Below are 23,593 nucleotides of genomic sequence, written 5' to 3'. Positions count from 1 at the left end.
TGAATTCGTCTATTTTAGAAATAGAGGTGAAAAGGATGAAAAAACTAGTTGCGTGGGTTCTCTTTTTCGTATTGATTTTTGGTTGTATTCGTTTTATTACATGGATTACCGATCAAGATGAAACGAGGGAACTGATTGCATCCATCCAAGAAAAAGTGGATCAGAAAACAGCGGATTTAAAAACAGAAAAAGAAAAACCAGTGAAGGAAATTGATGTCAAAGATACGCAAAGCGCCGTGAAAGCGACATTTTACAATGAATATGCGCAGAAGTGGACGATGACACATCGAGATTATGAAAACTTCACTTTAGAAATGCCGAATCATCAAGGCGGGTATATCGCAGGACATGGTCGGAAACTTTTTGATATGACAATCGGCAAAGATGATTACAAGAGCGTGGCGAAGAAATATGGTAAGCCACTCGACTATATTCAAAAAGGTATGACGCAATATGGTTTTAATGAAAAAGATGAAAAAGAGATGCTGTGGTATTCGATCGATGGGTATTTCGTGACATTTTTCTTTGACAATCATCAAAAGGACCAACTTCGAGCGATTCAATATATTCAAAATGATGTTGAAATGAAGAAAGACGGCTATTATGGCCAACCTTCAGAGCAATTAAAAGTTAGTTTTGAAAAAATGATGGTCGAATTGATGAATCAGTCACGCGTAGAGCATGGCTTAAAACCATTCAAGTATGATGCGGGTCTTACTGCACAAGCGAGAGCGCATAGTGAAGATATGGTCAAAAATAAATATTTCTCACATACGGGAAGTGACGGTAGTACAGTTGATACACGTATGAAAGCAGCGGGCTATAAATATGAGCAGTACTATGCTGAAAATCTAGCTTTCGGACAATACAGTAGTATTTTTGCGCATGAAGGATTGATGAATAGTCTTGGGCATCGTGAAAATATTTTGAATAAAAATTTACAAGTGGCTGGCGTAGGTGTAGCATTTGATTCAGAGAGAAGACCTTATTACACGATTAATTTCTATACTTCATTCTAGGGGGAATTACGATGGGAAAAGTATTCATTCAAGCGAAGGATATTCAAGATGGAAATGCAATTTGGATTGATGCACGATTTGATTTGGCAGATGCGACAAAAGGGGCAACTCTTTTTGCGGGAGGACATTTGAAAAATGCGATTCATTGGGATTTAGAAAAGGATTTATCGGATATGACTTTGGAAAAAAGCGGTCGTCATCCAATGCCTTCGAAAGAGCAGTTAACGGAATTATTCCAAAAAAGTGGCTTGAATCATGATGAAACGATCTATGTTTATGATCAAGGTGGCGCACCGTTTGCGACGAGAGCGTATTGGTTATTAAAATATGCTGGCTTTGATGATGTAAAAATTGTACAGGACGGCTATATTGCGCTAGTGGAAGCAGGGTTTGAAGTGACTTCTGAAACTGCTACTCCTGCTCAAACTTCACCAAAATTGAACTGGCAGGATCAGTTATATGTCGATCGATTTTATGTGAAGGAAGTGACGGAAGGGAAGCATAATAAAGTGCTTGTCGATGCACGTTCACATCCGCGCTATTTAGGTGAGATGGAGCCGCTTGATCCGATTGCAGGTCATATTCCAACTGCACGAAACTTTGATTGGGAACAATTAAAAGAGGGCAATCAAATCGTATTGAATGAAGAAATTACGAAAGTGGTTTCTAAAGATGAAAACGTCATTGTTTATTGTGGTAGCGGTGTTTCTGCCACGCCATTATTTGCTGTATTAGATGAGCTAGGCTACGAAAATATTCAATTATATACGGGGAGTTACAGCGATTGGGTTGCACATTACGAGATTGCGACGGGCGAGGAATAGGTTTTTCTTTTCATTTACTCAAAAAGGAGTACAATGGAGAAAGTCTATTATGAAAGAGGTTAAAATATGGATATAGATTTTCTATCCAAAATCTTGTCGATTATTTTGCTCGACATTGTTTTAAGTGGTGACAATGCGGTTGTAATCGCACTTGCTACACGTAAACTAAACCCCGCTCAACGCAAAAAAGCAATTTTGATCGGTACCGGGGGCGCGATTGGTTTAAGAATTATCTTAACGGTGATTGCGGTTCAAATTTTAGCGATTCCTTTCGTCAAAATCGTTGGTGGACTACTATTATTTTATATTGCTTACGATTTATTACGTTCAAATGGCGAAGATTCAGACGTCAAAAGTGGCGGTACATTACTGGCGGCAGTCAAAACGATTATCGTTGCAGACTTTGTCATGAGTCTTGATAATGTTCTTGCTATTGCAGGTGTTGCAGATGGTCATACAGGTCTTGCGGCACTAGGATTACTTGTAAGTATTCCAATCATTATTTTTGGTAGCCAATTAATTATTAAATTAATGGATAAATTCCCATTACTCGTATGGATCGGTGCTTTATTAATCGCTTATACAGCAGGTACGATGGTCGTATCAGATCAGTATGGCGCGTATTTAGTCGATTGGACATTCCCATTAATGAGTAAAATTATTCCGATTTTATTCTGTGTCCTATTAATTGCAGTAGGGCTTTGGGCGAAGAAATTCCAAACAAGAAATATTCATTAAAAAAAGTAGGTGCTGCATCCAAATTAGGAGCAGCACCTACTTTTGTATTATTTCCCGTTAATTTCGTTAGTCAGTTGTTCTAATTGATCAACTAGGCTACCGATAAATGCGATTGTTTCTTGTAATGGTTTGTCAGTCGTAATATCAACGCCAGCCATTTGAGCAAGTTCAACAGGTGATTTCGTACCACCAGCATTTAATGTTTCAATCCAATCTTGCACAGCATCGTCGCCTTCTTTAAGAATACGTTGAGATACTTGAGTAGAGATTGTAAGGCCTGCACTATAAGTGTAAGGGTATAGTCCCATGTAATAGTGAGGTTGGCGCATCCAAGTCAATTCAGCACCTTCATTGATGTCGACTGCATCGCCCCAGAATTCTTCTAAAACAGAGCGCTTCAAGTTATTTAATGTCGAAGCAGTTACAGAACCACCAGCATCAACTACTTCATATACTTTACGTTGGTAAGCCGCTTCAAGTAAATGTGTCACGAAGTTATGGTAGTAAGTACGTGCAACAATGCTTGAGATTACCCAACGCTTGAAACGAGGATCTTCTGAATTCTCAAGTAAGTAGTTTGCCATTAACATTTCATTCATAGTTGATGGTGCTTCTACGAAGTATGTTGATGATTCACTATTTAAGCTCGTTTGTGAACGTTGTGCATGGCGGAAGTGACCTGCATGTCCTAATTCATGCGCAAGTACGAAAACCTCGTTCATGCGGCTTGTCCAAGAAATAAGGATGTAAGAATGTGAGCCGTATGGACTTGCACAAAATGCACCCGTTGATTTCCCTTCATTTTGTGCGAAATCAATCCAACGTTGGTCGAAAGAATCATCGATCATTTTCAAGTAATCTTCACCCATAATACCAAGTGATTTTTTCAAATAATCACGAGATTCTTCTACTGTAATAGAAGGCTCAAATTCAGGGTCTAGCGAGATTTTTAAGTCCGCAAAAGTCATTTTTTCTAATTGATGTTCTTTTTGCAGTAATTTCGCATAACGTTGCATATGAGGCGCTAATTCCTTCATCGTAACGTCGATTTGACGGTTGTATAAATCGCGTTCCACTTCTTGATCATCCAATAAATAATCGATTACAGAATCAAAACCACGAAGCGTTGCGATCGTTTTTTCTGTTTGGATATGCGTGTTATATGTTTTAGCTGTTGTATGAATATATTGTTGAAGTTGCGTAGAGAATGCATCGAATGCGGCACGTCTTACTTCCGTATTTGATTCTAATTCCCAGTCACCTTCGAATAAATTGTAGTTTAGTGGGTATGATTTGCCATCAACTTCAAAGTTTTCGAATTTTAAATCGACTAATTTCGTCGTATTGTATAAGCCATAAGCCGCTTGGAAAGTTCCTGAAAGGGAAGCGAGTGCTTTTTCAGTTTCAGGGCTTAGTAAATGTGCTTTATCATTAATTAATCGTTTAATATAATGCGTGTAATTTGGCGCAATTTCGATGGCAGATTCTAATACTTCATTTGAAAGTGCAAGAATATCGCTAATTACGAATGATAGATCAGCAGAAGCTTTAGACATAGCAACAGAGAAATTGTTTGAGCGTTCGCCAGCAACTTCATTTGTTTGGTCTGTTTCGACATCTAATTCTGCAAATGATCCTGTAATAATAAATGGTTCAAGTAATTTTTCGTATTGAACGATTACTTGTGCCACATCTTGAGCAGTTTTAATATTGCCTTGCCATTTTGTTGCGAAGTTTTTTACGTCAGCTAAACTTTTTTTAAGTAGCTCATTGTAAGTTGCTTCATCTTTTATTAGGTAAGTAAGATCCCATTTCTCTTGTTCAGGGACATCTTTTCTTAATGGAAAACTGTTGTACATTTGTCATAACCCCCTTAAATTCTTCGAAAATCGAAGTAACTTCATAATTATATAATACTTTGAAAACTTCGACAATTAAATCCGACAAAAAAACAGAGCCGAATAATCGACTCTGCAACATTGTATTATTTTGCTAACATGATTTTTTCAAGTTCTAATGGCTCGATGTATTCGCCATCTTTATAAGCGCGCATATTACCGCCTGAAATTTCGTCGATTAAAATGATGTCATTTGTTTTTGCATCGCGACCGAATTCAAGTTTAATATCGTATAGTTCTAATCCTTTTTTCGCTAATTCATCTTTCACGAATTGAGAGATTTTCTTCGTAGCATCTTTAAGTGCAGCGTATTCTTCTTTTGTAAGAAGGTCTAGCATTGCAAGTGCGTCTTCTGAAATAGGAGGGTCTAAACGATCATCATCTTTAAGTGTAACTTCTACGAAAGAGTCAAGTTGTTGACCTTCAGTTGCGTAAGCACCGTAGCGACGTAAGAAACTACCAACAGCACGGAAGCGGCAAATAACTTCTAAACCTTTGCCGAATACAGTAGCGGGCTTCACTGTCATTGTCGCGTCTTCGATATTTGATGAGATTAAATGTGTTTTAATGCCAGCTTCGTTTAATTTTTCATAGAAGAAAGTAGTTAATCGAAGTCCAGCACGACCAGCACCTTCGATTGATAAGCCAACTGTATTTGCGCCTGGATCGAATACGCCGTTTTCACCTGTCACATCATCTTTAAACTTTAGTAAAAAATCACCGTTTTCAAGTTCGTAAACATCTTTCGTTTTACCTTGATATTTTAATTCCATATTCAAAATCCTCCTATTTCATAGATCGCTATGAATAATATGTATGAATCGACATTAATAAAAGCGATTGTTTTCGATGTTATTATATCATATAATTCGTGTTTTTAGCTACAAAAAATGTAAAAAAATAAAGAAACAACCGAAAAGGCTGCTTCTTTATTAATAAATACGAACAATTAAATAACGCCTTGTGCAATCATTGCATCTGCCACTTTTAAGAAACCGGCGATATTTGCACCGATTAATAAATTGTTTTCGTGACCGAATTCTTTTGCAGCTTCACGGCTATTACGGTAAATATTTTTCATAATTTCATGTAATTTTTCATCGACTTCTTCAAAAGTCCAGAATAAACGCATGCTATTTTGTGCCATTTCAAGTGCAGATACAGCAACACCACCAGCATTTGCGGCTTTTGCAGGAGCAAATAGAACATTATTTGAGAAATAAACATTAATTGCTTCTAATGTATTAGGCATATTCGCGCCTTCACCGACAGCTTTTACGCCATTCGCCACTAATAATTTAGCAGCATCTTCAGAAATTTCATTTTGTGTCGCACATGGTAATGCGATATCACATGGGATTGTCCAAATATTTTCACAGCCTTCAGTAAAGGTAGCTTCAGGGTGAACGTCCACGTATTCTTTAATACGACCGCCGCGACCTTCCTTGATTTCTTTGACTGTGTCTAGTTTAATACCAGTAGGGTCATAAATATATCCATTCGAATCAGAACAAGCGACTACTTTCGCACCAAGTTGCTGTGCTTTTTCCATCGCATATGTTGAAACATTACCTGAACCCGAAACTACGACAGTTTGGCCTTCAAATGTTTCGTTAATTTCCTGTAACATTTCTTGTACAAAATAAACAGTTCCATAACCAGTTGCTTCCTTACGTCCAAGTGAGCCACCGAAACGAGGTAATTTACCAGTAATTACGCCAGGTAAGTAGGCTGCTTTAATTCGGTTGTATTGACCAAATAGGAAACCAATCTCTCTCGCTCCAACACCGATATCTCCTGCTGGAACATCTTCGTGAGGACCGATATACTTATGAAGTTCGGTCATAAACGCTTGGCAGAAACGCATGATTTCTGAATCTGATTTCCCTTTTGGATCAAAGTCAGAACCACCTTTTGCGCCACCGATTGGTTGACCAGTAAGTGAGTTTTTGAAAATTTGTTCGAAACCTAAAAATTTGATGATACTTTCATTTACAGAAGGGTGGAAGCGAAGTCCGCCTTTATAAGGTCCAATCGCTGAGCTATACTGAACACGGTAACCGCGGTTCACTTGTACTTTCCCTGTATCATCTTCCCAAGATACGCGGAATTTAACGACACGTTCCGGTTCAACAATTCGTTCAAGTAAACTTGCTTTCATATACTCTGGACGCTGAGCGAATACAGGTGTTAGTGAATAGATAATTTCTTTAACTGCCTGCAAAAACTCAGGTTCATGAGCATGGCTTTCTTGTAATTCGTTATACACGCTATCGATGTACTCAATTGCAATTTGTTGTTGATTGACTGTGACCATTTTGAAAACCCCCATTTGTTTTTTGCTATGGGGACTACTATATAGAAGTTTTAAACTTTTTTCAATTGATAGAAATTTATATTTATGCATAACTTATGTATAATTATGTATGTAAGCGGTGTAATTTGAATATGCCGATTTGAGATAGGTTTCATGCAGAATTAAATATTTAACTAGAAAAGGATGATTTTTTTGGTAAAAGTTACAATCGATGCGGATGGATGTCCGGTCGTTCAAATTAGTGTTGAATTGGCAAAGGAATATGATCTTCCATCTGTCATTTATTGCGATACATCCCATCAATTTGATGTACCTGATGCGACGGTGAAGACAATTTCAAAAGGGGCGGATGCAGTAGATTTCGCTATTTTAAAGGATGTTGAGAAAGGTGATATCGTCGTTACGCAAGACTATGGTTTGGCTGCGATGGTGTTAGCGAAAGGGGCACTTTGCATCGATCAAAATGGGCGTGAATTCACGAATGAAAATATCGATCAATTGCTATTTACTAGACATCTTGGTCAAAAAATCAGACAAGCTGGCGGTCGTACAAAAGGGCCCAAAAAGAGAGAGAAATCAGCAAATGAAATATACGGAAATAAATTTAGACAACTTTGTGAACGCGCAATAAAACAATAAAAAAGGGTATGACCTATATCAAAAGTAGATATAAGCTATCTCAATTTATTATATATTTATGCATTTTTTATGACTACAACTTCGTATGTTGTAGTCGTTTGAACTAATATCTTGAATTCGAGATAAATAATTGCTATGATAGGAGCATCAAAAGAAATAAACGGAGGATTCCGATGAAAAATAGAATAAATGAAAATAACGGTATGGAATTTGGTATTTATACAATTGGTGAGCATTTACCGAATCCACATAATGGTTCAAGAATCTCATCACAGCAACGAATTCAAGAGATTGTAGATGCGAGTAAACTAGCGGATCAAGCTGGATTGGACGTTTTTGCAGTTGGTGAAAGTCATCAACCGGGATTTACGACACAAGCACATACAGTTATTTTAGGAGCAATTGCTAACGCGACGAAAGATATTAAAATTGCGAGTTCAGCTACTGTTCTAAGCGTTAATGATCCTGTTCGTGTATATGAGGATTTTTCAACGATTGATTTACTATCAAATGGGCGTGCTGAAATTGTCGCTGGTAGAGGTTCGAGAGTAGGGGCGTATGAGTTATTTGGCTATGACTTAAAAGATTATGATGCGCTATTCGAAGAAAAACTGCAGCTATTAATGCAAATTAATGAAGAAAGATCGATTACTTGGTCAGGCGAGTTCAGAACGCCATTGAACCATGCGCATATTATTCCAGAACCATTGAATGGCGAATTGCCAATTTGGCGTGCTGTTGGTGGCCCACCTGCATCGGCGATAAAAGCGGGTTATGCGGGTGTTCCGATGATGCTGACAACTTTAGGTGGTCCTGCGGAAAATTTCAAAGTCGCTGTCGATGCCTATCGTGAAGCTGCAGATCGTAGCGGTTTTGATGCAAATGAGTTACCAATTGCGACTACAAGTCTTATGTTTACAGCTGAAAACTCACAGGACGCATTATCAACTTACTATCCTCATCTAAATGAAGGGATGCGTGCTTTAAAAGGTGGCGGCTATCCGAAAGGGCAGTTTGAAGCTGCAGTTGATTATCGCGATGCACTGATGATTGGTAGCCCTCAGCAAATTATTGAAAAACTTCTGTATCAATATGAATTGTACGGGCAACAACGATTTATGGCTCAAATTGACTTTGGTGGCGTATCATTCGCGGATCAAATGAAAAATATTGAATTAATCGCAACGAAAATTATGCCGGATATTAAAAAATATACGAAAAAATAAAAGTCAGTGAGAACTTAACTGTATCCTTTTTAAAAGCTACTGTTTGTATAATACAAGCGGTAGTTTTTTTAGATTCAAATAATTTTGTTATGTAATATATATGTTGCATATATGCAATATATATATTACAATCGTGATGTGATACTAACTTTTGAGGAGAAAATTATGAATAATCAAGTTAAAAAGTATCGTATGGATAAAAACCTAACTCAAACTGAACTAGCAGAATTAGTTGGCGCTACTAGACAAACGATCGGTTTAATTGAGTCAGGGAAATATAATCCATCATTAAATTTATGTGTTTCTATTGCTAAAGTGTTAAGTAAGACTCTAGATGATTTATTTTGGGAGGATTCGTAATTATGGAGAAATCATGGGTTTCGTTTTTTTTTTACCTAAAGATGAATACAAGAGAATGAGAATATTACAATTTATGGCTGAATCATTCTTACTTTTAGTGATAGTTCTTTTATTGGGTGTTTTTTTGAATCGTTTTTTAAAATTTTTTGATGATGAAATCGGATTTTTATTTTTAATCGTATTAATGAGTGCTTTGGGTTATGGGATTATTAGATATATTTTTTCAGGAATTGAATATGTTACTGTATTTGATAAAAATGATTTTAAAAAGGAATTGAAAAAAATATCTCGTAGTGGTTTTAAATTTGCATTTATCTTCTTTGCTATATCTTCTTCCTTAAAGTTTTTCAATGTAATAAATTTTAATTGGTACGACATATTTGGATTAACGTTTATAGTGTTGATCTTAATTATACTAATGAACTATATATCTCTTTGTTTTTCATTTAAGAAAAATGCTGAATAAAAAAAGTCAGTGAGGGAACGGTTATTCGTTCCTTCACTGACTTTCTTATTTATTTAGTTGTTTCATCTAATTGAGCGACAGTCGCTTCAACTTCTTGACGAGACATTTTTTCATATCCTTTTTGCATCGCTTCAAGTGTTTTATGTGCTAGTGCAAGAGGGATTTTACAGAACATAAGAATGCTGCGTTTTTTAATAGAAGCGTTATAAGCATCAGCTTTTGCTAAGTTTTCTTCTGCGTAATTGAATAAATCAGCACGCGTCCAACCTTCTGGCATAAAATTCACGCCACGCTCCGCATCTTCATCTTGGTTACGAAGAATATTAACAGCTTGCAAGCCACGGCCATAGCCAATTGCTAAGTCGCGATCCGTTTCGATGTCAGCACCCCAACGCCAAATATGAGAAAGCATAACCCCTACAAGACCTGCTACGTAGTAAGTGTAATCATCTAAATCTTCCTTCGTTTTACAAATCCAGTTTTTACGCGCCCATTTGGCCATTCCGCCAGCCATCTCACTTGTTGATTCAGCTACTTCTTTACGAATGCCTTCAGGAGTCAATTCAATCCAGTCTGGAAGTCTTGTCGTCACTTCTGGTAAGATGTCAGCGTAATCCGCAATCACCGCAGCGTACGCTTGTTTATTAAAAGGTGCAGTTAAAAGTAATGCTGCCGTTTCATCTAACATTTTGGCTTTTGCTTCGATTTCAATTTCTTCATGGTCTTCGATTTCATCAATTGCGCGCATACAAAGGTAGGCCATCGCAACGGTTGTTTTCATTTCTTTTTCTAAAAAAGTAATGGGAATAAAGAATGTGCGACTTGTCGCTTTTAAAATCGCCATTGCTTCTTTATGCATTTTTTTCGTGTCAGTCATTGATTAGACCTCCGTATCATAAATAATTATCTCTATTGTATCGTACTTCAAAAATCATTGAAACGAAAATAATTACTGTCAGCAAATGTGAAGTTCGGTATATAATTGACAGTGAAAAATAATTATAGGTTGTTAAAATGGAATGAAAACGCTATTATTCTTTTTAAGTACAATTATATTACGACATTTTTAAAGGGGATCATTATGGTAAAAGAAATGGGAATAGATGCAGGCGGAACATTAACAAAAATCGCATACATAGATTCAACAGGAGAGTTAATTTTAAAAAATTTCCCCTCAAATGATTTACGCGTTCCAGCGCAATTTATTAACCAATTTACAGAACTAGAAGTGATAGGAATTACTGGTGGACGTGCCGAGCAGTTGAACCAGTTCATTACGATTAATCCTAAAACAGTGGGATTAGTGGAGTTTGAAGCGACGATGGAAGGTGTTAAATTCCTTTTATCACAAGAGAAAAGCGACATTGAAGATGCGATCATCACGAATATTGGTTCGGGAACTTCGATTCATCATATGAAATACGATGAATATACGCGCGTTGGCGGAACGGGTGTCGGTGGTGGAACTTTAGTCGGTTTAAGTGCCTTACTGACAGGTGTCAATTCGTATCAAGAAATGAGTAACTTAGCGCAAAGTGGTACGCGAAAAGGCATTGACTTGATGGTGGCGGATATTTTCCAAGGACAGGAAATACCGGCACCTCTGAATCCTGATTTGACAGCAAGTAATTTCGGCCAAGCGGGGATTAAATTAAATGAAACGTATAAGGATGAAGATTTATTAGCGACTGTCGCGCGTCTAGTCGGTGAAGTTATCACGACCTTGAGTATTCAATTAGCGGATCAGTTTAAGACAGAGTCGATTGTTTATATCGGTACGACTTTGAAGGATCATCCGGTCTTACAATATGTTATTGAAGACTATACGACCCTTAAAAAGAAAAAAGCGATATTTTTAGATGATCGAGGATATAGTGGCGCAATTGGGGCTTTAAAAAAAATTGTGTAAAAAGAGTGTTCGTCTGCAAAACGACCTACAATTGAAATTGTAGTAAACGTAGTAGACGAGCATTTTCTATGTAAAAAAACAAAAAATGTTTACATAGGTAAATAAAAAGTATAAAATTAATATGTTATTTACCTAAGTAAATGATAATTCAGGAGGAAAAAATGAATCTATTATTTCATGAACTTTTACAAAAAACACGAGAATTTACGAATGGTGTAAATATCGTTTTAAAGGAACATGGTTTATTTAGTAGCCAATGGACTGTACTTTTTACAATTGAAAAACACGGTCAAATGACGCTGACTTCGATTTGGAAATATTTAAATGTGGAAGCGCCAACGATTACGAGAACGATCAATCGTTTGGAGGAGCTTGGATTATTACAACATGAACCAGGGTTTGATCGCCGTTCTAAATTAGTTTCATTGACAGATGCAGGGCGAGAGAAATATCAAGAAGTAATAGAAACAGTTTCACTTTATGAAGAAAATTTTGCGAGGGGTCTAACAGAAGAAGAACAGCTGCAATTCAGACAGTTGCTCGAAAAACTGAAAGGATGACCTTTTTTGACAAGTGATTCAAAAATATGGACGAAAAGATTTATTAGTTTATTTTTAACAAATATGAGTGTATTCTTCGTTTTTTATGGTCTTGTGAACGTGCTACCACTGTATGTGACGGACGAACTTCATCTTGGCAGTAAAGAAGCGGGATTACTTCTTACAACATTTTTAGTATCAGCAATTATTACAAGACCTTTTATCGGGAAGATTTTAGATGTCGTTGGCAAAAGAAAAATGCTCATTTTTAGTATTTTCATGTATGTTGCGACGACGATTTTATACATCTTCATTAAACCGTTTGCGATTTTGCTCTTACTACGATTTATTCAAGGTGTATTTTTCAGCGTGCTAACAACTGCGAATAACACGATCGCAGCGGATATTGTGCCACCAGCTAAGCGTGGTCAAGGTTTAGGTTACTTTGGGATGTCACAAAACTTAGCGATTGTATTAGGTCCATTTGTGGCGTTATTAATCGTCCAATACTTAAATTTCAATACATTATTCATCGTGATGTCGGTCGTTGTAATTTTAGGCGCTTTATTGACGTTGACGATTCGTGTACATGAAACGGAATTCCCGGAAGGAAAACCGAAGCTACGTTTTTCTAAAAGTGATTTATTAGAGAAAAAAGCTTTACCAACGGCGTTAATCGGCATGTTCGTGGCGTTCTCGTACTCGGCAGTTTTATCATTTTTAGCAGTTTATGCGAAGGAAAAAGGATTGCTTGAAACGGCGAGTGTATTCTATTTCGTATTTGCGGCAGCGATGCTTTTTTCAAGACCATTTACAGGTAAAATCTTTGATACAAAAGGGCCGAACTATATTATCATTCCAGGATTTATTCTATTTATTCTAGGATTAGTTGCCATGGCGATCATGCCGAATACTGCAGTTTTCTTACTGGCCGGGGTTTTGATTGGTTTAGGATATGGCTCGCTTGTGCCGAGTTTACAAACGCTGAGTGTGCAAAGAGCTGCTCATAATCGAACAGGCTACGCGACTGCAACATTCTTTACATTCTTCGATATTGGGATTGCGGTAGGTTCAGCAATACTTGGCTCTGTCGCAGCAAGTGCAGGCTATAGCGCATTGTACTGGGTCGCTGGAATCGTCTTGACAATCATTACTTTGATTTATGTATGTATCACATTAATGAATAGAAAATCGTATCAATTGTAAAGATATTGCAAATTTTTATTAATTATATTGTATTAATATTAGATTTCTCTATAATAAATAGAGAAATCTTATTTTTTTGCTAAAATAATGGATTGGAGAGGGACATCATTCAACAACGAACAATTTATGTGGATATATTGCGAATAATCGCCATGTTCATGGTCGTCATTATCCATGTAAGTGCTTCAAATTTTAAGACTGTCGATGTGAGTAGCTTCGAATGGAAGACATTTAATTTCACTGACAGTTTAGCGAGATCCGCCGTGCCGATCTTCGTCATGATCAGTGGGATGTTTTTCTTACGACCGGATAAACAGCTTTCTTATAAAAAACTTTATCAAAAAAGTATTGTAAGATTACTAACAGCGTATGTATTTTGGTCAATTGCATATGCGGTGTATATGATGTACTACAAAGGAAAGAGCTTCACGGCAGAAAATACGGACTGGTTCGTCAATCGCATTTTAGATGGGCATTATATTCTCTGGTATATCCCGATGTTAATCGGCATTTACATACTCGTACCAGTACTACGACCGATTACGGAGAAAAATGATCGCAGACTACTTGAATACATATTAATCATATTCTTCGTTTTTGGCATTCTCCTTCGTACAATGAATAAAGTTGGGATGAATGACAATTTATCGATTATTTTAAATCAGATTTCATTAGATGGTTTTGTCGGCTATGTTGGGTATTTCTTATTGGGCTATTATTTAGCAACGTATGATTTGAAAAAACCGCTGCGCATCGTCATTTACACTTTAGGTATTTTGAGCGTATTTGTGACAGCGTATATGTCATATAGTGAAGCGATGGAACTGAATAAACCGAGTACAATCTTATATGGCTATCATATGATGACGACTTTCTTTGAAGGATTTGCGATTATTTTATTCGTGAAAAATAGTAAACTGATTCAGCATTTAAGTGAAAAACCACAAATTAGCAAACGGATTGTTGAATTTTCAGGATTAACATTTGGTATGTATTTGATTCATGATATGATTTTGAAGCAATTTACGATGTTCGGCATTACGACGGTATCATCAAATCCCGTAATTATGACGATTTTCATAGTTGTTTCGGTATTTGTATTAAGTTTGATTGCTACGTACTTCTTAAGAAAAATCCCGTTTGTTAAAAAATATTTAATGTAAAAGGAAAAACACAGATCATCATTGACCTGTGTTTTCTTTAATGGCAGCTCTTGCTAATGCATCAGCTGCTTTATTTTGTTCGTCTGGAATCCACTTAATGAAAAATAATTCGAAGTCATCAACGATTGTCAAAGCTTGTTGAAGCAATTCATCATAATGTTTGGCGTATCTTTTTTCAATAGAAGAAACAACTATTTTTGAATCAGAACGTACGGAAATGAATGAAGAATTAAGTTTCTTCGCTTCTTCCAAACCGCGAATTAATGCCAAAAATTCTGCAGTGTGATTATCTGTTGAACCGATGGCTTCCTTGAATTTCAATTGATGTCCTTCACCTTTAATGAAAATGCCGATGCCACTTGGGCCAGGATTGCCAGCACTTGCGCCGTCTATGTATATTTCTAACATGGGATCGCCTCCATAATTGAGTTACTTGCATCCACTCATTCGCTAGTAGTAGAATAGAAAAATATGATTGTATGAACAAATTAAATGAGGTGACACTTTCAATGATTGATTTCAAATCTATTGTACAAGAAATCGATGAATTAAACGAAACATATTGCGAAGGTTGCTTCGTTAAAACACAATTAAGAAAAGAATCTGGGAAACCGGCAGCGCATCGCTTTTGTATCGAAAAATGTACAGTAGGCGAGCAATTGCAATTTCTAGGTGAAGAACTTTTGAAATCCAGCACGAGAGCATAGATCGACGAAAGACTTCTGTATGAGTGAATATACAGAAGTCTTTTTTATTATTTAAGTTTCACTGTTTTTGAGTACGCTGCTACCCAAGTTGTACCTGTGTAAACTTTAGCAGCTACGCTATAGTAATACGTTTTCTTCGTACCTTTTTTTACTCTTTTATCTGTAAATTTTATTTTTTCTGTATCGGTATAAGAAAAGTCGAGGTCAGTAAGCCCGTCAATTGGATAAAACGTGCCTTTTTTAGAAGTAGCTCGATAAAGGACCATTTCGCGGATATATTTATTTTCTCTTTTCGAATGGATGACCGGATTTTTCTTACTATTATAAGTAATCGAGATTTTTGGGTCATTCAATGTATACCATTTTCCATAAAAATTTTTGTTCTTTGTCGCTTTTGCGGAAAAAACGTCATTTGTCAGGCTTTTATTTGTGTACCAATCAGAAAACCAATGATATTTTTTATCCTTGAATGGCGATTTTGGCGAATAATTCAAATTGATTTTCGCATTTTTCTTATACTTTTTCACAATTTTTTTATGACCATCGTCAAAAGTGATGTTCACAGTGCTAGCTGCTTGGCTTTGTTGCGGGCTTACTAAAAATAAACTGATCAATAATAAGCTACTAACAAGTAGTGTTGCAATTTTTTTCATGTCATCATTCCTTAAAAATGTATTATAAAACCTTATTAATTATAACATTACGCTTCATAAAACTGAATTCAATCTATTTTATCCGCATTTTAGTTCAATATTTAGAATATTCTCCTATTTTGAAGATTTTGTGTTAAAGTAACATATTATATTGACTTCAACTAAAATAATTTGTACACTGTGAAGAAACATTTGTTTTTCCCATAAACACATTAAATGAATAGATAAGGATCTGATTAGATGAAAGTATGCAAATTTGGTGGAACATCGGTAGCAAGTGCAGAACAAATTAAAAAAGTGGCGAATATTATTAAATCGGATGCGACGAGAAGATTTGTTGTTGTTTCTGCACCTGGTAAAAGAACGAGTGAAGATATTAAAGTAACGGATTTATTAATTGAATTAGCAAATGCAGTTATTCAAAAACAACCATTCGACGAGAAAATCGCTAAAGTTGTATCACGTTATGAAGATAACGCGATTGGATTAGGTTTAGATCACGAAATTTGCGAAATTATTGAATTAGATCTTAAAGCAAGATGCGAAGCGGCACTGAAGCAAAATGATGATGCCATTATGGATTCATTAAAAGCGAGTGGGGAAGATAATAACGCGAAGATGATTGCCGCGTATTTCAACAGTATTGGTATGCTTACGCGTTATGTCAGTCCAAAAGAGGGATTAGTCGTAAATGATGCGCCGGAGCGTACAATGGCAATTGCGGAAGCGTATGAGGAACTATCTTCATTGAAAGATTCACAGGAAATTATTTTATTCCCAGGATTTTTCGGTTATACAAAATCAGGCCAACTGCGTACTTTTGATCGTGGAGGTTCCGATATTACAGGGGCGATTTTATCAGCTGCGGTAGGCGCGGACTTATACGAGAACTTTACAGATGTCGATTGTGTGTTTAGTGCCAATCCAAAAGTTGTCAATAATCCTGCTGAAATTGTAGAAATTACGTATAGAGAGATGCGTGAATTATCATACGCTGGTTTTTCTGTTTTCCATGATGAGGCGTTAATGCCGGTTGTAAAACAAGGGATTCCGGTCAATATTAAAAATACGAATAATCCGCAAGCTCCTGGGACTCGAATCGTATCGAAACGAGTGGAGAGTAAACGCCCTGTGACTGGGATTTCTGCCGATTCAGGCTTCTCGATTTTATATGTATCAAAATATTTAATGAACCGCGAAATTGGATTTGGACGTAAATTACTGCAAATTTTAGAAGAAGAAAATATTTCGTATGAACATACACCGTCTGGATTGGATGATATTTCGGTCATTATTCGTAGTTTCCAATTGGATGATGCCAAGGAAGAACGTATTTTACAACGTGTCGAAAATGAATTACAAGCGGATGATGTGAATTTCCGCCATGGTTTCTCGATGATCGTCGTAGTGGGTGAAGGTATGAAGTATAAGACAGGTCTTGCGGCAAGCGCTACAGCAGCTATTTCAAGAACTGGTGCCAATATCGAAATGATCAACCAAGGGTCGTCAGAAGTGTCACTTTCTTTCGGTGTTTTAGAAAAATACGAAAATGTCATTTTAAAAGAATTGTATAGCGAATTCTTTTCAGCTATTACTGTATAAGTTGTAATTGGAATCACTTTGGTCGGTGATTCCATTTTTGTTCTGAATTATAAGAAAATATTGTGGAGTTGATACTTTTACGTTGCAATTTACCATGATTATCGTATAAATTTAAAGTACATTAATTTCAGGAGGTGAATTCTTTACAATACGTATATTTTTAGGGAGTATTGTAAAGGACATATTTGGACGTCGAGATAGCCATAAAACTTGTGTTATTCATTTTATTAATCGCATTTACTGCGTTCTTCGTAGCTACGGAGTTTGCCATTGTAAAGGTGAGATCTACAAGGATTGATCAGCTAGTTAGTGAAGGGAATGCGAAAGCAATCCGAGCTAAAAAAGTAATTACGCATTTAGATGAATACTTATCTGCTTGTCAATTAGGTATTACAATTACTGCTTTAGGATTAGGTTGGGTAGGAGAATCTACAATTGAGGCTCTATTACACCCGGTTTTTGAATTATTCGGTATTGATGGCAAAGCTGCCTCAATTCTGTCATTCATCATCGCATTCTCTGCTGTAACATTTTTACACGTAGTTGTAGGTGAATTAGCACCGAAAACTCTTGCAATCCAAAAGGCTGAGTTTGTAACATTACATTTCTCAGGCGCTTTAATTCTATTCTACAAAATCATGTATTTACCAATTAGAATTCTTAACGGTTCAGCACGTTTATTAACTCGTTTATTCGGGCTAAAATCAATGTCTGAAAATGAAGAAGTTCATAGTGAAGAAGAATTGAGAATGATCATGTCGGATAGTTTAAAAGGTGGGGAAATCAATACTTCGGAATATCAATACATGAACCGAATTTTCGAATTTGATGATCGTATTGCCAAAGAAGTAATGGTTCCACGAACTGAAATCTGTAGTTTCGACAGAACGGTTACTGTAAAAGAGATTTTTGAAGAAATGAATGTTGAGCAATATACTCGTTATCCTATTTATGATGGCGATAAGGATCATATTATCGGAATCGTAAATATGAAGAAAATTTTGACGGAAATCATTCGTAGTGATGACGCGAAAAAGCATGATGTCGAGCAATATGTTCAACCTGTAATTCAAGTGATTGAAACAATTCCGATTAGTGACTTATTAATTAAGTTCCAAAAAGAACGTATTCATATGGCTATTTTGTTGGATGAATATGGTGGTACATCAGGATTAGTGACAATTGAAGATATTATCGAGGAAATTGTTGGTGAAATTCGTGATGAATTTGACGCTGATGAGTTACCAGAACACCATAAATTAGGCGAAGGCCACTATAATATTAGTGGTAAATTATTATTAGATGAACTTTCAGACTTAATTCCGATTAATTTTGAGGACGAGGATGTCGATACGGTCGGAGGTTGGTTCATGGCCAATCACGATGATGTTCAAGTCGGTTCAAAGTTCGACTATGAAGGCTACCGTTTTACGGCGACTGATGTAAATAATCATCAAATCGTACGTTTAGATATTTTAAAAACGAAAGATCCAGAAGACGAACAGAATGAGGAGCAGGGGGATTAATTTCCTCCTGTTTTTTAATTTTCTAATGGAATTTTTAGCTAATTCATACTTGTTTTTCGTTAGGAGTCTTCGATATTTTTTTAAAATGCTTATGTCAGCACTAAAATAGAAGGTTGAATCGGTGAAATGCATAAATTTCACCTCGATCGATTATTTATATTAATCAATTATAATCTATTAATGAGAGGTAATTAGATTTTGAGCAATAAAAAAACAGAGAGAAAAAACTCTCTGTCTACAAAATTTATGGTTGGATGACAACGACGTGTGATGCTTGTGGGCCACGGTTGCCTTCGGTTAGTTCATATTCAACAAGTTGGTTATCTTCAAGATTCTTAAATCCATCACCAACGATTCCTGTAAAATGTACAAAGACATCATCACCATTGTCAGATTCAATAAATCCGTATCCTTTAACAGTATCGAACCATTTTACTTTACCACGGTGCATATCGATCCCCTCCATTTACGAATGTACCTGAAATAATTCGAAAAAACAGAATAGAATTGCAATTTACAGGCTGATTAGACTATAGCATGATTTTTTAAAAATTGTCAATTATGTTTAAATTCAAAATAACTTAGTTCCTTAATTGAAGGAAACCCATAATTGTAGTAATCTGTATATAAGAAATCCATTGAAAAGAAGCGAGGTGTAGGGACTTTACTATAGTCCCAATTGAATATGCAAAACAATACAAAACCTTTATCAGACTTAGAAATTGCATTACAATCTCCAATGCAGCCAATTACAGCGATTGCTGAAAAAGCTGGAATTCCAGAAGATGCGCTAGAATTATATGGCAAGCATAAAGCGAAAATTGATACGACAAAACTTGCTCATTTACAAGCCGATGCGAAGGTCGTTTTAGTAACGGCCATCAACCCAACACCAGCAGGCGAAGGGAAATCAACTGTCACAGTTGGATTAGCGGATGCGATGAAACAATTGGATCAAAAAGTTATGGTTGCTTTACGTGAACCTTCTTTAGGGCCAGTAATGGGTATTAAAGGTGGCGCAACAGGTGGCGGATATGCACAAGTGCTGCCAATGGATGAAATCAATTTACATTTCACAGGTGACTTACACGCGATTACAACAGCGAATAATGCACTTGCAGCATTTATTGACAACCATATCCATCGAGGAAATGAATTAAATATCGATCCACGTCGAATTCTTTGGAAACGTGTTTTAGATATGAATGACCGCTCTTTACGTCATGTCATGGTTGGACTTGGTGGACCTGCACAAGGTGTTCCACGTGAAGATGGTTTCGATATTACAGTTGCTTCTGAAATTATGGCGATTTTCTGTTTAGCAAAAGATTATGCGGATTTAAAACAACGACTTTCTGAAATCGTCATCGGTTATACATACGACCGTAAACCAGTTTTCGTCAAAGATTTGGCAGTACAAGGTGCATTAACTTTACTTTTAAAAGATGCATTCAAACCAAACTTAGTGCAAACAATTGAAGGTACACCTGCCATTATTCATGGTGGACCATTTGCGAATATTGCACATGGTTGTAACTCAATTCAAGCAACGAATACAGCACGTAAATTAGCCGATTTAGTTATTACAGAATCAGGTTTCGGAGCGGATTTAGGTGCAGAGAAATTTATGAACTTAAAATCTGTACAAGGTAATTTAAAACCAGATGCAGTCGTAATTGTTGCGACAGCTCGTGCTTTAAAAATGCATGGCGGCGTAGACAAGGCTGAATTAAAAGGTGAAAATGTCGAAGCGATTAAGAACGGCATCGAAAACCTTGCACAACATATTCAAACAATTCGTAAATTTGGCGTAGAGCCAGTAGTAGCGTTAAATCGCTTCATTACAGATACAACAGCTGAATTAGAAGCGATTCAAGATTGGTGCAAAGCGAATAATGTGAAAATCGCTCTGACAAATGTTTGGGAAAAAGGTGGAGAAGGCGGTCTAGAACTAGCGAAAGAAGTATTGGCCGTTTTAGAACAACCGAATAATTTCAAACCACTTTATAATATGGAAGATTCAATTGAATCGAAAATCGAAACAATTGTCAAAGAAGTATATGGCGGTGCTGGAGTGAAAATTTCAGACCAAGCATTAAAACAAATCGCTGATATTAAAAAACACGGTTGGGATCAGTTAGGTGTATGTATGGCGAAAACGCAATACTCACTAACGGATCAACCAAAATTACTTGGCAGACCAACTGACTTTACGATTACGGTTCGTGAAGTAATTCCGAAATTAGGCGCTAAATTCCTAGTTTGCTTAACGGGAGATGTCATGACAATGCCAGGATTACCGAAGGAACCAGCTGCACTTCGCATGGATATTGACGAAGATGGCAATCCAATCGGCTTATTCTAATAATGAGCATGGGAGAATCTTTACGGTTCTCTCGTGTTTTTATTTCTGAATATTCCAAAAACGAGGTGAGGAAATGCATGAAAGAACGTTAATCATCGGTTGCAGTGGTTCAGGAAAATCATGGTTAGCTACTAAATTGTCGGATATTACGAAGCAACCGGTTGTTCATCTCGATCAACTTTATTGGCTAGAAAATTGGCAAAAACAAGATCAAGTAGTCTTTATTGAAAAACTTGAAACAAAACTCGCTAAAAATAGTTGGATTATCGATGGAAATTTCGATTCGACTTTAGAGAAAAGGTTGAAATATGCAGATTTCGTCATTTTCTTAGACTTCAATCGTTATCAAACATTATCTGGCGCAATTACCCGAGCGATGAAATATTATAAAAGAACTCGACCCGATATGACCGAGGGATGTATTGAAAAAATTGACTTCGAATTTCTAAAGTATATTTGGGATTATCCGAAAACGACAAGGCAGAAAACGGTCGATTTATTAAGCAAACTGAAAATTGATTCCATTACATTTACGAATCGAAAACAAATGACTGAGTGGTTAGAAAATATGGAGGTGCGGTATGGAAGAATGGTTCACAGTTCAAAAACTAGATGAAAATACATATGCGATAAGTGAATGGGGGCATTGGGAGAAGGTACATACATTTCTTCTAATTGGTGATACAGAAGCGGTATTAATTGATACAGGGCTAGGATTAGGCGATTTGAAAGCAGTTGTGGAGTCCATCACAACTTTACCTATTATCGTGGCGACAACGCATATCCATACAGACCATATCGGCAATCACCAGCAATTCGATACACATTATGTACATGAAGCGGAAGTGGAATGGTTGGAAAAGGGGATTCCAGGCCGAGCGATGGCTGATATTAAAAAGGATTTAGTGAGAGATTGTACGAAGGAAATCCCAGCGACTTTCAACTTGGATACATTTGAACTTTATAAAGGAAAGCCAGCACGCGTCTTAAAGGATCAAGACACCATCGACTTTGGAGGTCGCCAATTAACAGTGCTTCATACGCCGGGACATTCGCCAGGTCATGTATGTTATTTTGAAAAAGAAACGGGGTACTTATTTACAGGTGATTTATTCTATTTAGAAACGCCGATTTACGCATTTTATCCATCAACGAATCCAGAAAATCTCATTCAATCACTGGGAAAAATCGTCCATCTAGAAAATATTCAAAAAATCTATGGATCGCATAATACATTGTCGATTCCGTTGGATTGTTTAGCTGAAATAACTGCGGCAATTGTAGTTTTACAGCAAAAAGATGTCATCCGATTTGGCACTGGCATACATCAATTTAGTTCATTTTCCTTCCAATTCTAGTGTACAATGAATAGTACAGAAAAAAGGAAGTGTAGCAAGTATGGAAAATATAAATGTGGAAGGCGTTAGTTTGATTTTGGAAGGTGGCACATTTCGCACCATTTATACAGGTGGGATTCTCGATCATTTTTTAGATGAGGATATTATGCTGCCATATATTCTAGGGATTTCCGCAGGCGCAATCAATGCCGCATCCTATGTATCAAAACAGAAAGAACGTACTTTACGAGTTTTCGCAAATTATCGACATGATAAGCGTTATATCGGTTTTCGAAACTTCGTGAAAGAAAAGAGTCTTTTTGGCTTAGATTTTGCGTACAATATTTTGCCAAACGAATTAGAATTATTTGATTGGGATACTTTTTATCAACATGAGGGTGTCATCAAATTCGGTGTAACGAATGCTTATACAGGTCAAGTTGAGTATATGAATGCTCTTGAAATGGATAAACATTGCACGATGTTACGCGCGACTTGTGCCATTCCAGTCGTATTCCCAGAAATCAAAATGAACGATATTCCTTATTATGATGGTGGTTTATCTGAGCCTGTACCGATTCAACAGGCGATGAAGGACGGCTTTGACAAGCATATTATTATACTGACTAGACCTAAAGGTTATCGAAAAGTAATGGATCGCAAAACGAAATGGGTAATGAAAAGTTTAAGAAAAAAATACCCGAAACTTGTGGACGCGATGGTGCTACGTGCCGATCATTATAACGAGGCGATGGAGCTATGCGAGCGATTGGAAGCGGAAGGAAAAGCACTGATCTATCGTCCAAACTATGCGCTTAGCAGCTTCGAAAAGAATGTTGATCAACTGCGCGCCAACTACAAAATGGGCTACAATCTTGCAGGACAAAGAAAAACAGAACTATATGAGTTTTTGAAATAGAAGGAAGAACAACTACGAGAACTATGACAGTTTAACATCTGTTCGGTAGAATTCCCCATCTTCTATAAGTGGGGGATGAATACCGTTCAGTTTGAGGGTTACCGTTGGTAACTCGAAAACTGATATAAAGGGTTTATTGCCTTTTTATTTTAGGTTTGATAAAATCAGTCTATAATTAGT

The 23,593-nt window shown here is 36.7% G+C and carries 25 protein-coding genes; 18 read left to right on the top strand and 7 right to left on the bottom strand.

The genetic code is table 11. From position 1 onward, the window contains the following. Positions 1-35: 35 nt before the first annotated feature. The 3 genes from DF281_RS08215 to DF281_RS08205 all read left to right on the top strand — a co-directional run bounded on the left by DF281_RS08215 (position 36) and on the right by DF281_RS08205 (position 2,581). Positions 36-1,019 (top strand): CAP domain-containing protein, encoded by a 984-nt coding sequence (locus tag DF281_RS08215; protein ID WP_109349773.1) that lies wholly within the window; start codon positions 36-38, stop codon positions 1,017-1,019. An 11-nt stretch (positions 1,020-1,030) separates the two neighbouring features. Beyond that, a complete protein-coding gene (locus tag DF281_RS08210) occupies positions 1,031-1,843 on the top strand; it encodes a sulfurtransferase (protein WP_109349772.1) in 813 nt (270 codons plus the stop codon). 66 nt (positions 1,844-1,909) lie between these two features. Then, positions 1,910-2,581, top strand: a complete 672-nt coding sequence (locus tag DF281_RS08205; RefSeq protein WP_109349771.1) for a TerC family protein — start codon at positions 1,910-1,912, stop codon at positions 2,579-2,581. 47 nt (positions 2,582-2,628) lie between these two features. Here the strand turns inward: DF281_RS08205 and pepF are convergent, their stop codons facing one another. The 3 genes from pepF to gdhA form a co-directional block, all read right to left on the bottom strand. Continuing rightward, positions 2,629-4,440 (bottom strand): oligoendopeptidase F, encoded by a 1,812-nt coding sequence (gene pepF, locus DF281_RS08200; protein ID WP_109349770.1) that lies wholly within the window; start codon positions 4,438-4,440, stop codon positions 2,629-2,631. A gap of 125 nt (positions 4,441-4,565) precedes the next feature. Further along, positions 4,566-5,252, bottom strand: a complete 687-nt coding sequence (locus DF281_RS08195; RefSeq protein WP_109349769.1) for a phosphoribosylaminoimidazolesuccinocarboxamide synthase — start codon at positions 5,250-5,252, stop codon at positions 4,566-4,568. A gap of 176 nt (positions 5,253-5,428) precedes the next feature. Beyond that, positions 5,429-6,796 carry an NADP-specific glutamate dehydrogenase gene (gene gdhA / locus DF281_RS08190; protein ID WP_109349768.1) on the bottom strand — a complete coding sequence of 456 codons (1,368 nt, stop codon included), beginning with the start codon at positions 6,794-6,796 and terminating at the stop codon, positions 5,429-5,431. Between the two features lie 192 nt (positions 6,797-6,988). On the opposite strand from gdhA, the gene DF281_RS08185 reads away from it, so the two are divergent. From DF281_RS08185 to DF281_RS08170, 4 genes are all read left to right on the top strand, one after another. After that, on the top strand, positions 6,989-7,435 hold the full coding sequence (locus DF281_RS08185) for a YaiI/YqxD family protein (RefSeq protein ID WP_172461959.1): 447 nt from the start codon (positions 6,989-6,991) through the stop codon (positions 7,433-7,435). 173 nt (positions 7,436-7,608) lie between these two features. Beyond that, positions 7,609-8,661, top strand: coding sequence for an LLM class flavin-dependent oxidoreductase (locus DF281_RS08180; protein WP_109349766.1), 1,053 nt, complete (start codon positions 7,609-7,611; stop codon positions 8,659-8,661). Between the two features lie 165 nt (positions 8,662-8,826). Beyond that, entirely contained in the window at positions 8,827-9,021 is a 195-nt protein-coding gene (locus tag DF281_RS08175; RefSeq protein ID WP_172461960.1) for a helix-turn-helix transcriptional regulator, read from the top strand. Between the two features lie 13 nt (positions 9,022-9,034). Beyond that, positions 9,035-9,487 carry a hypothetical protein gene (locus tag DF281_RS08170; RefSeq protein ID WP_109349765.1) on the top strand — a complete coding sequence of 151 codons (453 nt, stop codon included), beginning with the start codon at positions 9,035-9,037 and terminating at the stop codon, positions 9,485-9,487. A 49-nt stretch (positions 9,488-9,536) separates the two neighbouring features. Here DF281_RS08170 and DF281_RS08165 read toward each other — a convergent pair whose 3' ends face one another. Further along, positions 9,537-10,364, bottom strand: a complete 828-nt coding sequence (locus DF281_RS08165; protein ID WP_109349764.1) for a squalene/phytoene synthase family protein — start codon at positions 10,362-10,364, stop codon at positions 9,537-9,539. Positions 10,365-10,568: 204 nt separating this feature from the next. Between DF281_RS08165 and coaW the strand changes: the two genes are divergently transcribed. From coaW to DF281_RS08145, 4 genes are all read left to right on the top strand, one after another. After that, positions 10,569-11,396, top strand: a complete 828-nt coding sequence (coaW, locus tag DF281_RS08160) for a type II pantothenate kinase (RefSeq protein WP_109349763.1) — start codon at positions 10,569-10,571, stop codon at positions 11,394-11,396. Between the two features lie 161 nt (positions 11,397-11,557). Then, positions 11,558-11,956, top strand: coding sequence for a MarR family winged helix-turn-helix transcriptional regulator (locus tag DF281_RS08155; protein ID WP_109349762.1), 399 nt, complete (start codon positions 11,558-11,560; stop codon positions 11,954-11,956). A gap of 6 nt (positions 11,957-11,962) precedes the next feature. Further along, entirely contained in the window at positions 11,963-13,141 is a 1,179-nt protein-coding gene (locus DF281_RS08150) for an MFS transporter (RefSeq protein WP_232025809.1), read from the top strand. 128 nt (positions 13,142-13,269) lie between these two features. Next, on the top strand, positions 13,270-14,304 hold the full coding sequence (locus DF281_RS08145; RefSeq protein WP_147285832.1) for an acyltransferase: 1,035 nt from the start codon (positions 13,270-13,272) through the stop codon (positions 14,302-14,304). Between the two features lie 18 nt (positions 14,305-14,322). On the opposite strand, the gene DF281_RS08140 is transcribed toward DF281_RS08145, so the two are convergent. Continuing rightward, positions 14,323-14,712, bottom strand: a complete 390-nt coding sequence (locus tag DF281_RS08140) for a ribonuclease HI family protein (RefSeq protein ID WP_109349760.1) — start codon at positions 14,710-14,712, stop codon at positions 14,323-14,325. A gap of 101 nt (positions 14,713-14,813) precedes the next feature. Between DF281_RS08140 and DF281_RS08135 the strand changes: the two genes are divergently transcribed. Then, complete coding sequence (locus DF281_RS08135; protein WP_373863440.1) at positions 14,814-15,011, top strand: zinc-finger domain-containing protein; 198 nt, start codon at positions 14,814-14,816, stop codon at positions 15,009-15,011. Between the two features lie 47 nt (positions 15,012-15,058). On the opposite strand, the gene DF281_RS08130 is transcribed toward DF281_RS08135, so the two are convergent. Continuing rightward, complete coding sequence (locus tag DF281_RS08130; RefSeq protein WP_109349759.1) at positions 15,059-15,664, bottom strand: hypothetical protein; 606 nt, start codon at positions 15,662-15,664, stop codon at positions 15,059-15,061. A gap of 240 nt (positions 15,665-15,904) precedes the next feature. Between DF281_RS08130 and DF281_RS08125 the strand changes: the two genes are divergently transcribed. Together DF281_RS08125 and DF281_RS08120 are read left to right on the top strand one after the other, a co-directional pair. Continuing rightward, positions 15,905-17,266: an aspartate kinase gene (locus DF281_RS08125; protein WP_109349758.1), complete on the top strand. Its 1,362-nt coding sequence runs from the start codon at positions 15,905-15,907 to the stop codon at positions 17,264-17,266. A 185-nt stretch (positions 17,267-17,451) separates the two neighbouring features. Next, positions 17,452-18,792 (top strand): hemolysin family protein, encoded by a 1,341-nt coding sequence (locus tag DF281_RS08120; protein WP_109349757.1) that lies wholly within the window; start codon positions 17,452-17,454, stop codon positions 18,790-18,792. A gap of 244 nt (positions 18,793-19,036) precedes the next feature. On the opposite strand, the gene DF281_RS08115 is transcribed toward DF281_RS08120, so the two are convergent. After that, positions 19,037-19,243, bottom strand: a complete 207-nt coding sequence (locus DF281_RS08115; RefSeq protein ID WP_109349756.1) for a cold-shock protein — start codon at positions 19,241-19,243, stop codon at positions 19,037-19,039. A gap of 234 nt (positions 19,244-19,477) precedes the next feature. Here DF281_RS08115 and DF281_RS08110 point away from each other — a divergent pair, with 234 nt between their 5' ends. The 4 genes from DF281_RS08110 to DF281_RS08095 all read left to right on the top strand — a co-directional run bounded on the left by DF281_RS08110 (position 19,478) and on the right by DF281_RS08095 (position 23,413). Next, the gene (locus DF281_RS08110; RefSeq protein WP_109349755.1) at positions 19,478-21,157 is read left to right on the top strand and encodes a formate--tetrahydrofolate ligase; all 1,680 of its coding nucleotides are present in this window, start codon (positions 19,478-19,480) and stop codon (positions 21,155-21,157) included. Positions 21,158-21,230: 73 nt separating this feature from the next. Then, positions 21,231-21,773 (top strand): P-loop NTPase family protein, encoded by a 543-nt coding sequence (locus DF281_RS08105; protein WP_109349754.1) that lies wholly within the window; start codon positions 21,231-21,233, stop codon positions 21,771-21,773. Next, positions 21,739-22,515, top strand: coding sequence for an MBL fold metallo-hydrolase (locus DF281_RS08100; RefSeq protein ID WP_109349753.1), 777 nt, complete (start codon positions 21,739-21,741; stop codon positions 22,513-22,515). The genes DF281_RS08105 and DF281_RS08100 overlap by 35 nt, the downstream gene beginning before the upstream one ends. A gap of 40 nt (positions 22,516-22,555) precedes the next feature. Continuing rightward, positions 22,556-23,413 carry a patatin-like phospholipase family protein gene (locus tag DF281_RS08095; protein WP_109349752.1) on the top strand — a complete coding sequence of 286 codons (858 nt, stop codon included), beginning with the start codon at positions 22,556-22,558 and terminating at the stop codon, positions 23,411-23,413. Positions 23,414-23,593: the final 180 nt, after the last annotated feature.

This window comes from Kurthia zopfii, from assembly GCF_003143955.1.
GTDB classification, from domain to species: Bacteria; Bacillota; Bacilli; order Bacillales_A; family Planococcaceae; genus Kurthia; species Kurthia zopfii.
This window is presented reverse-complemented; position numbering and strand designations above follow the sequence as displayed.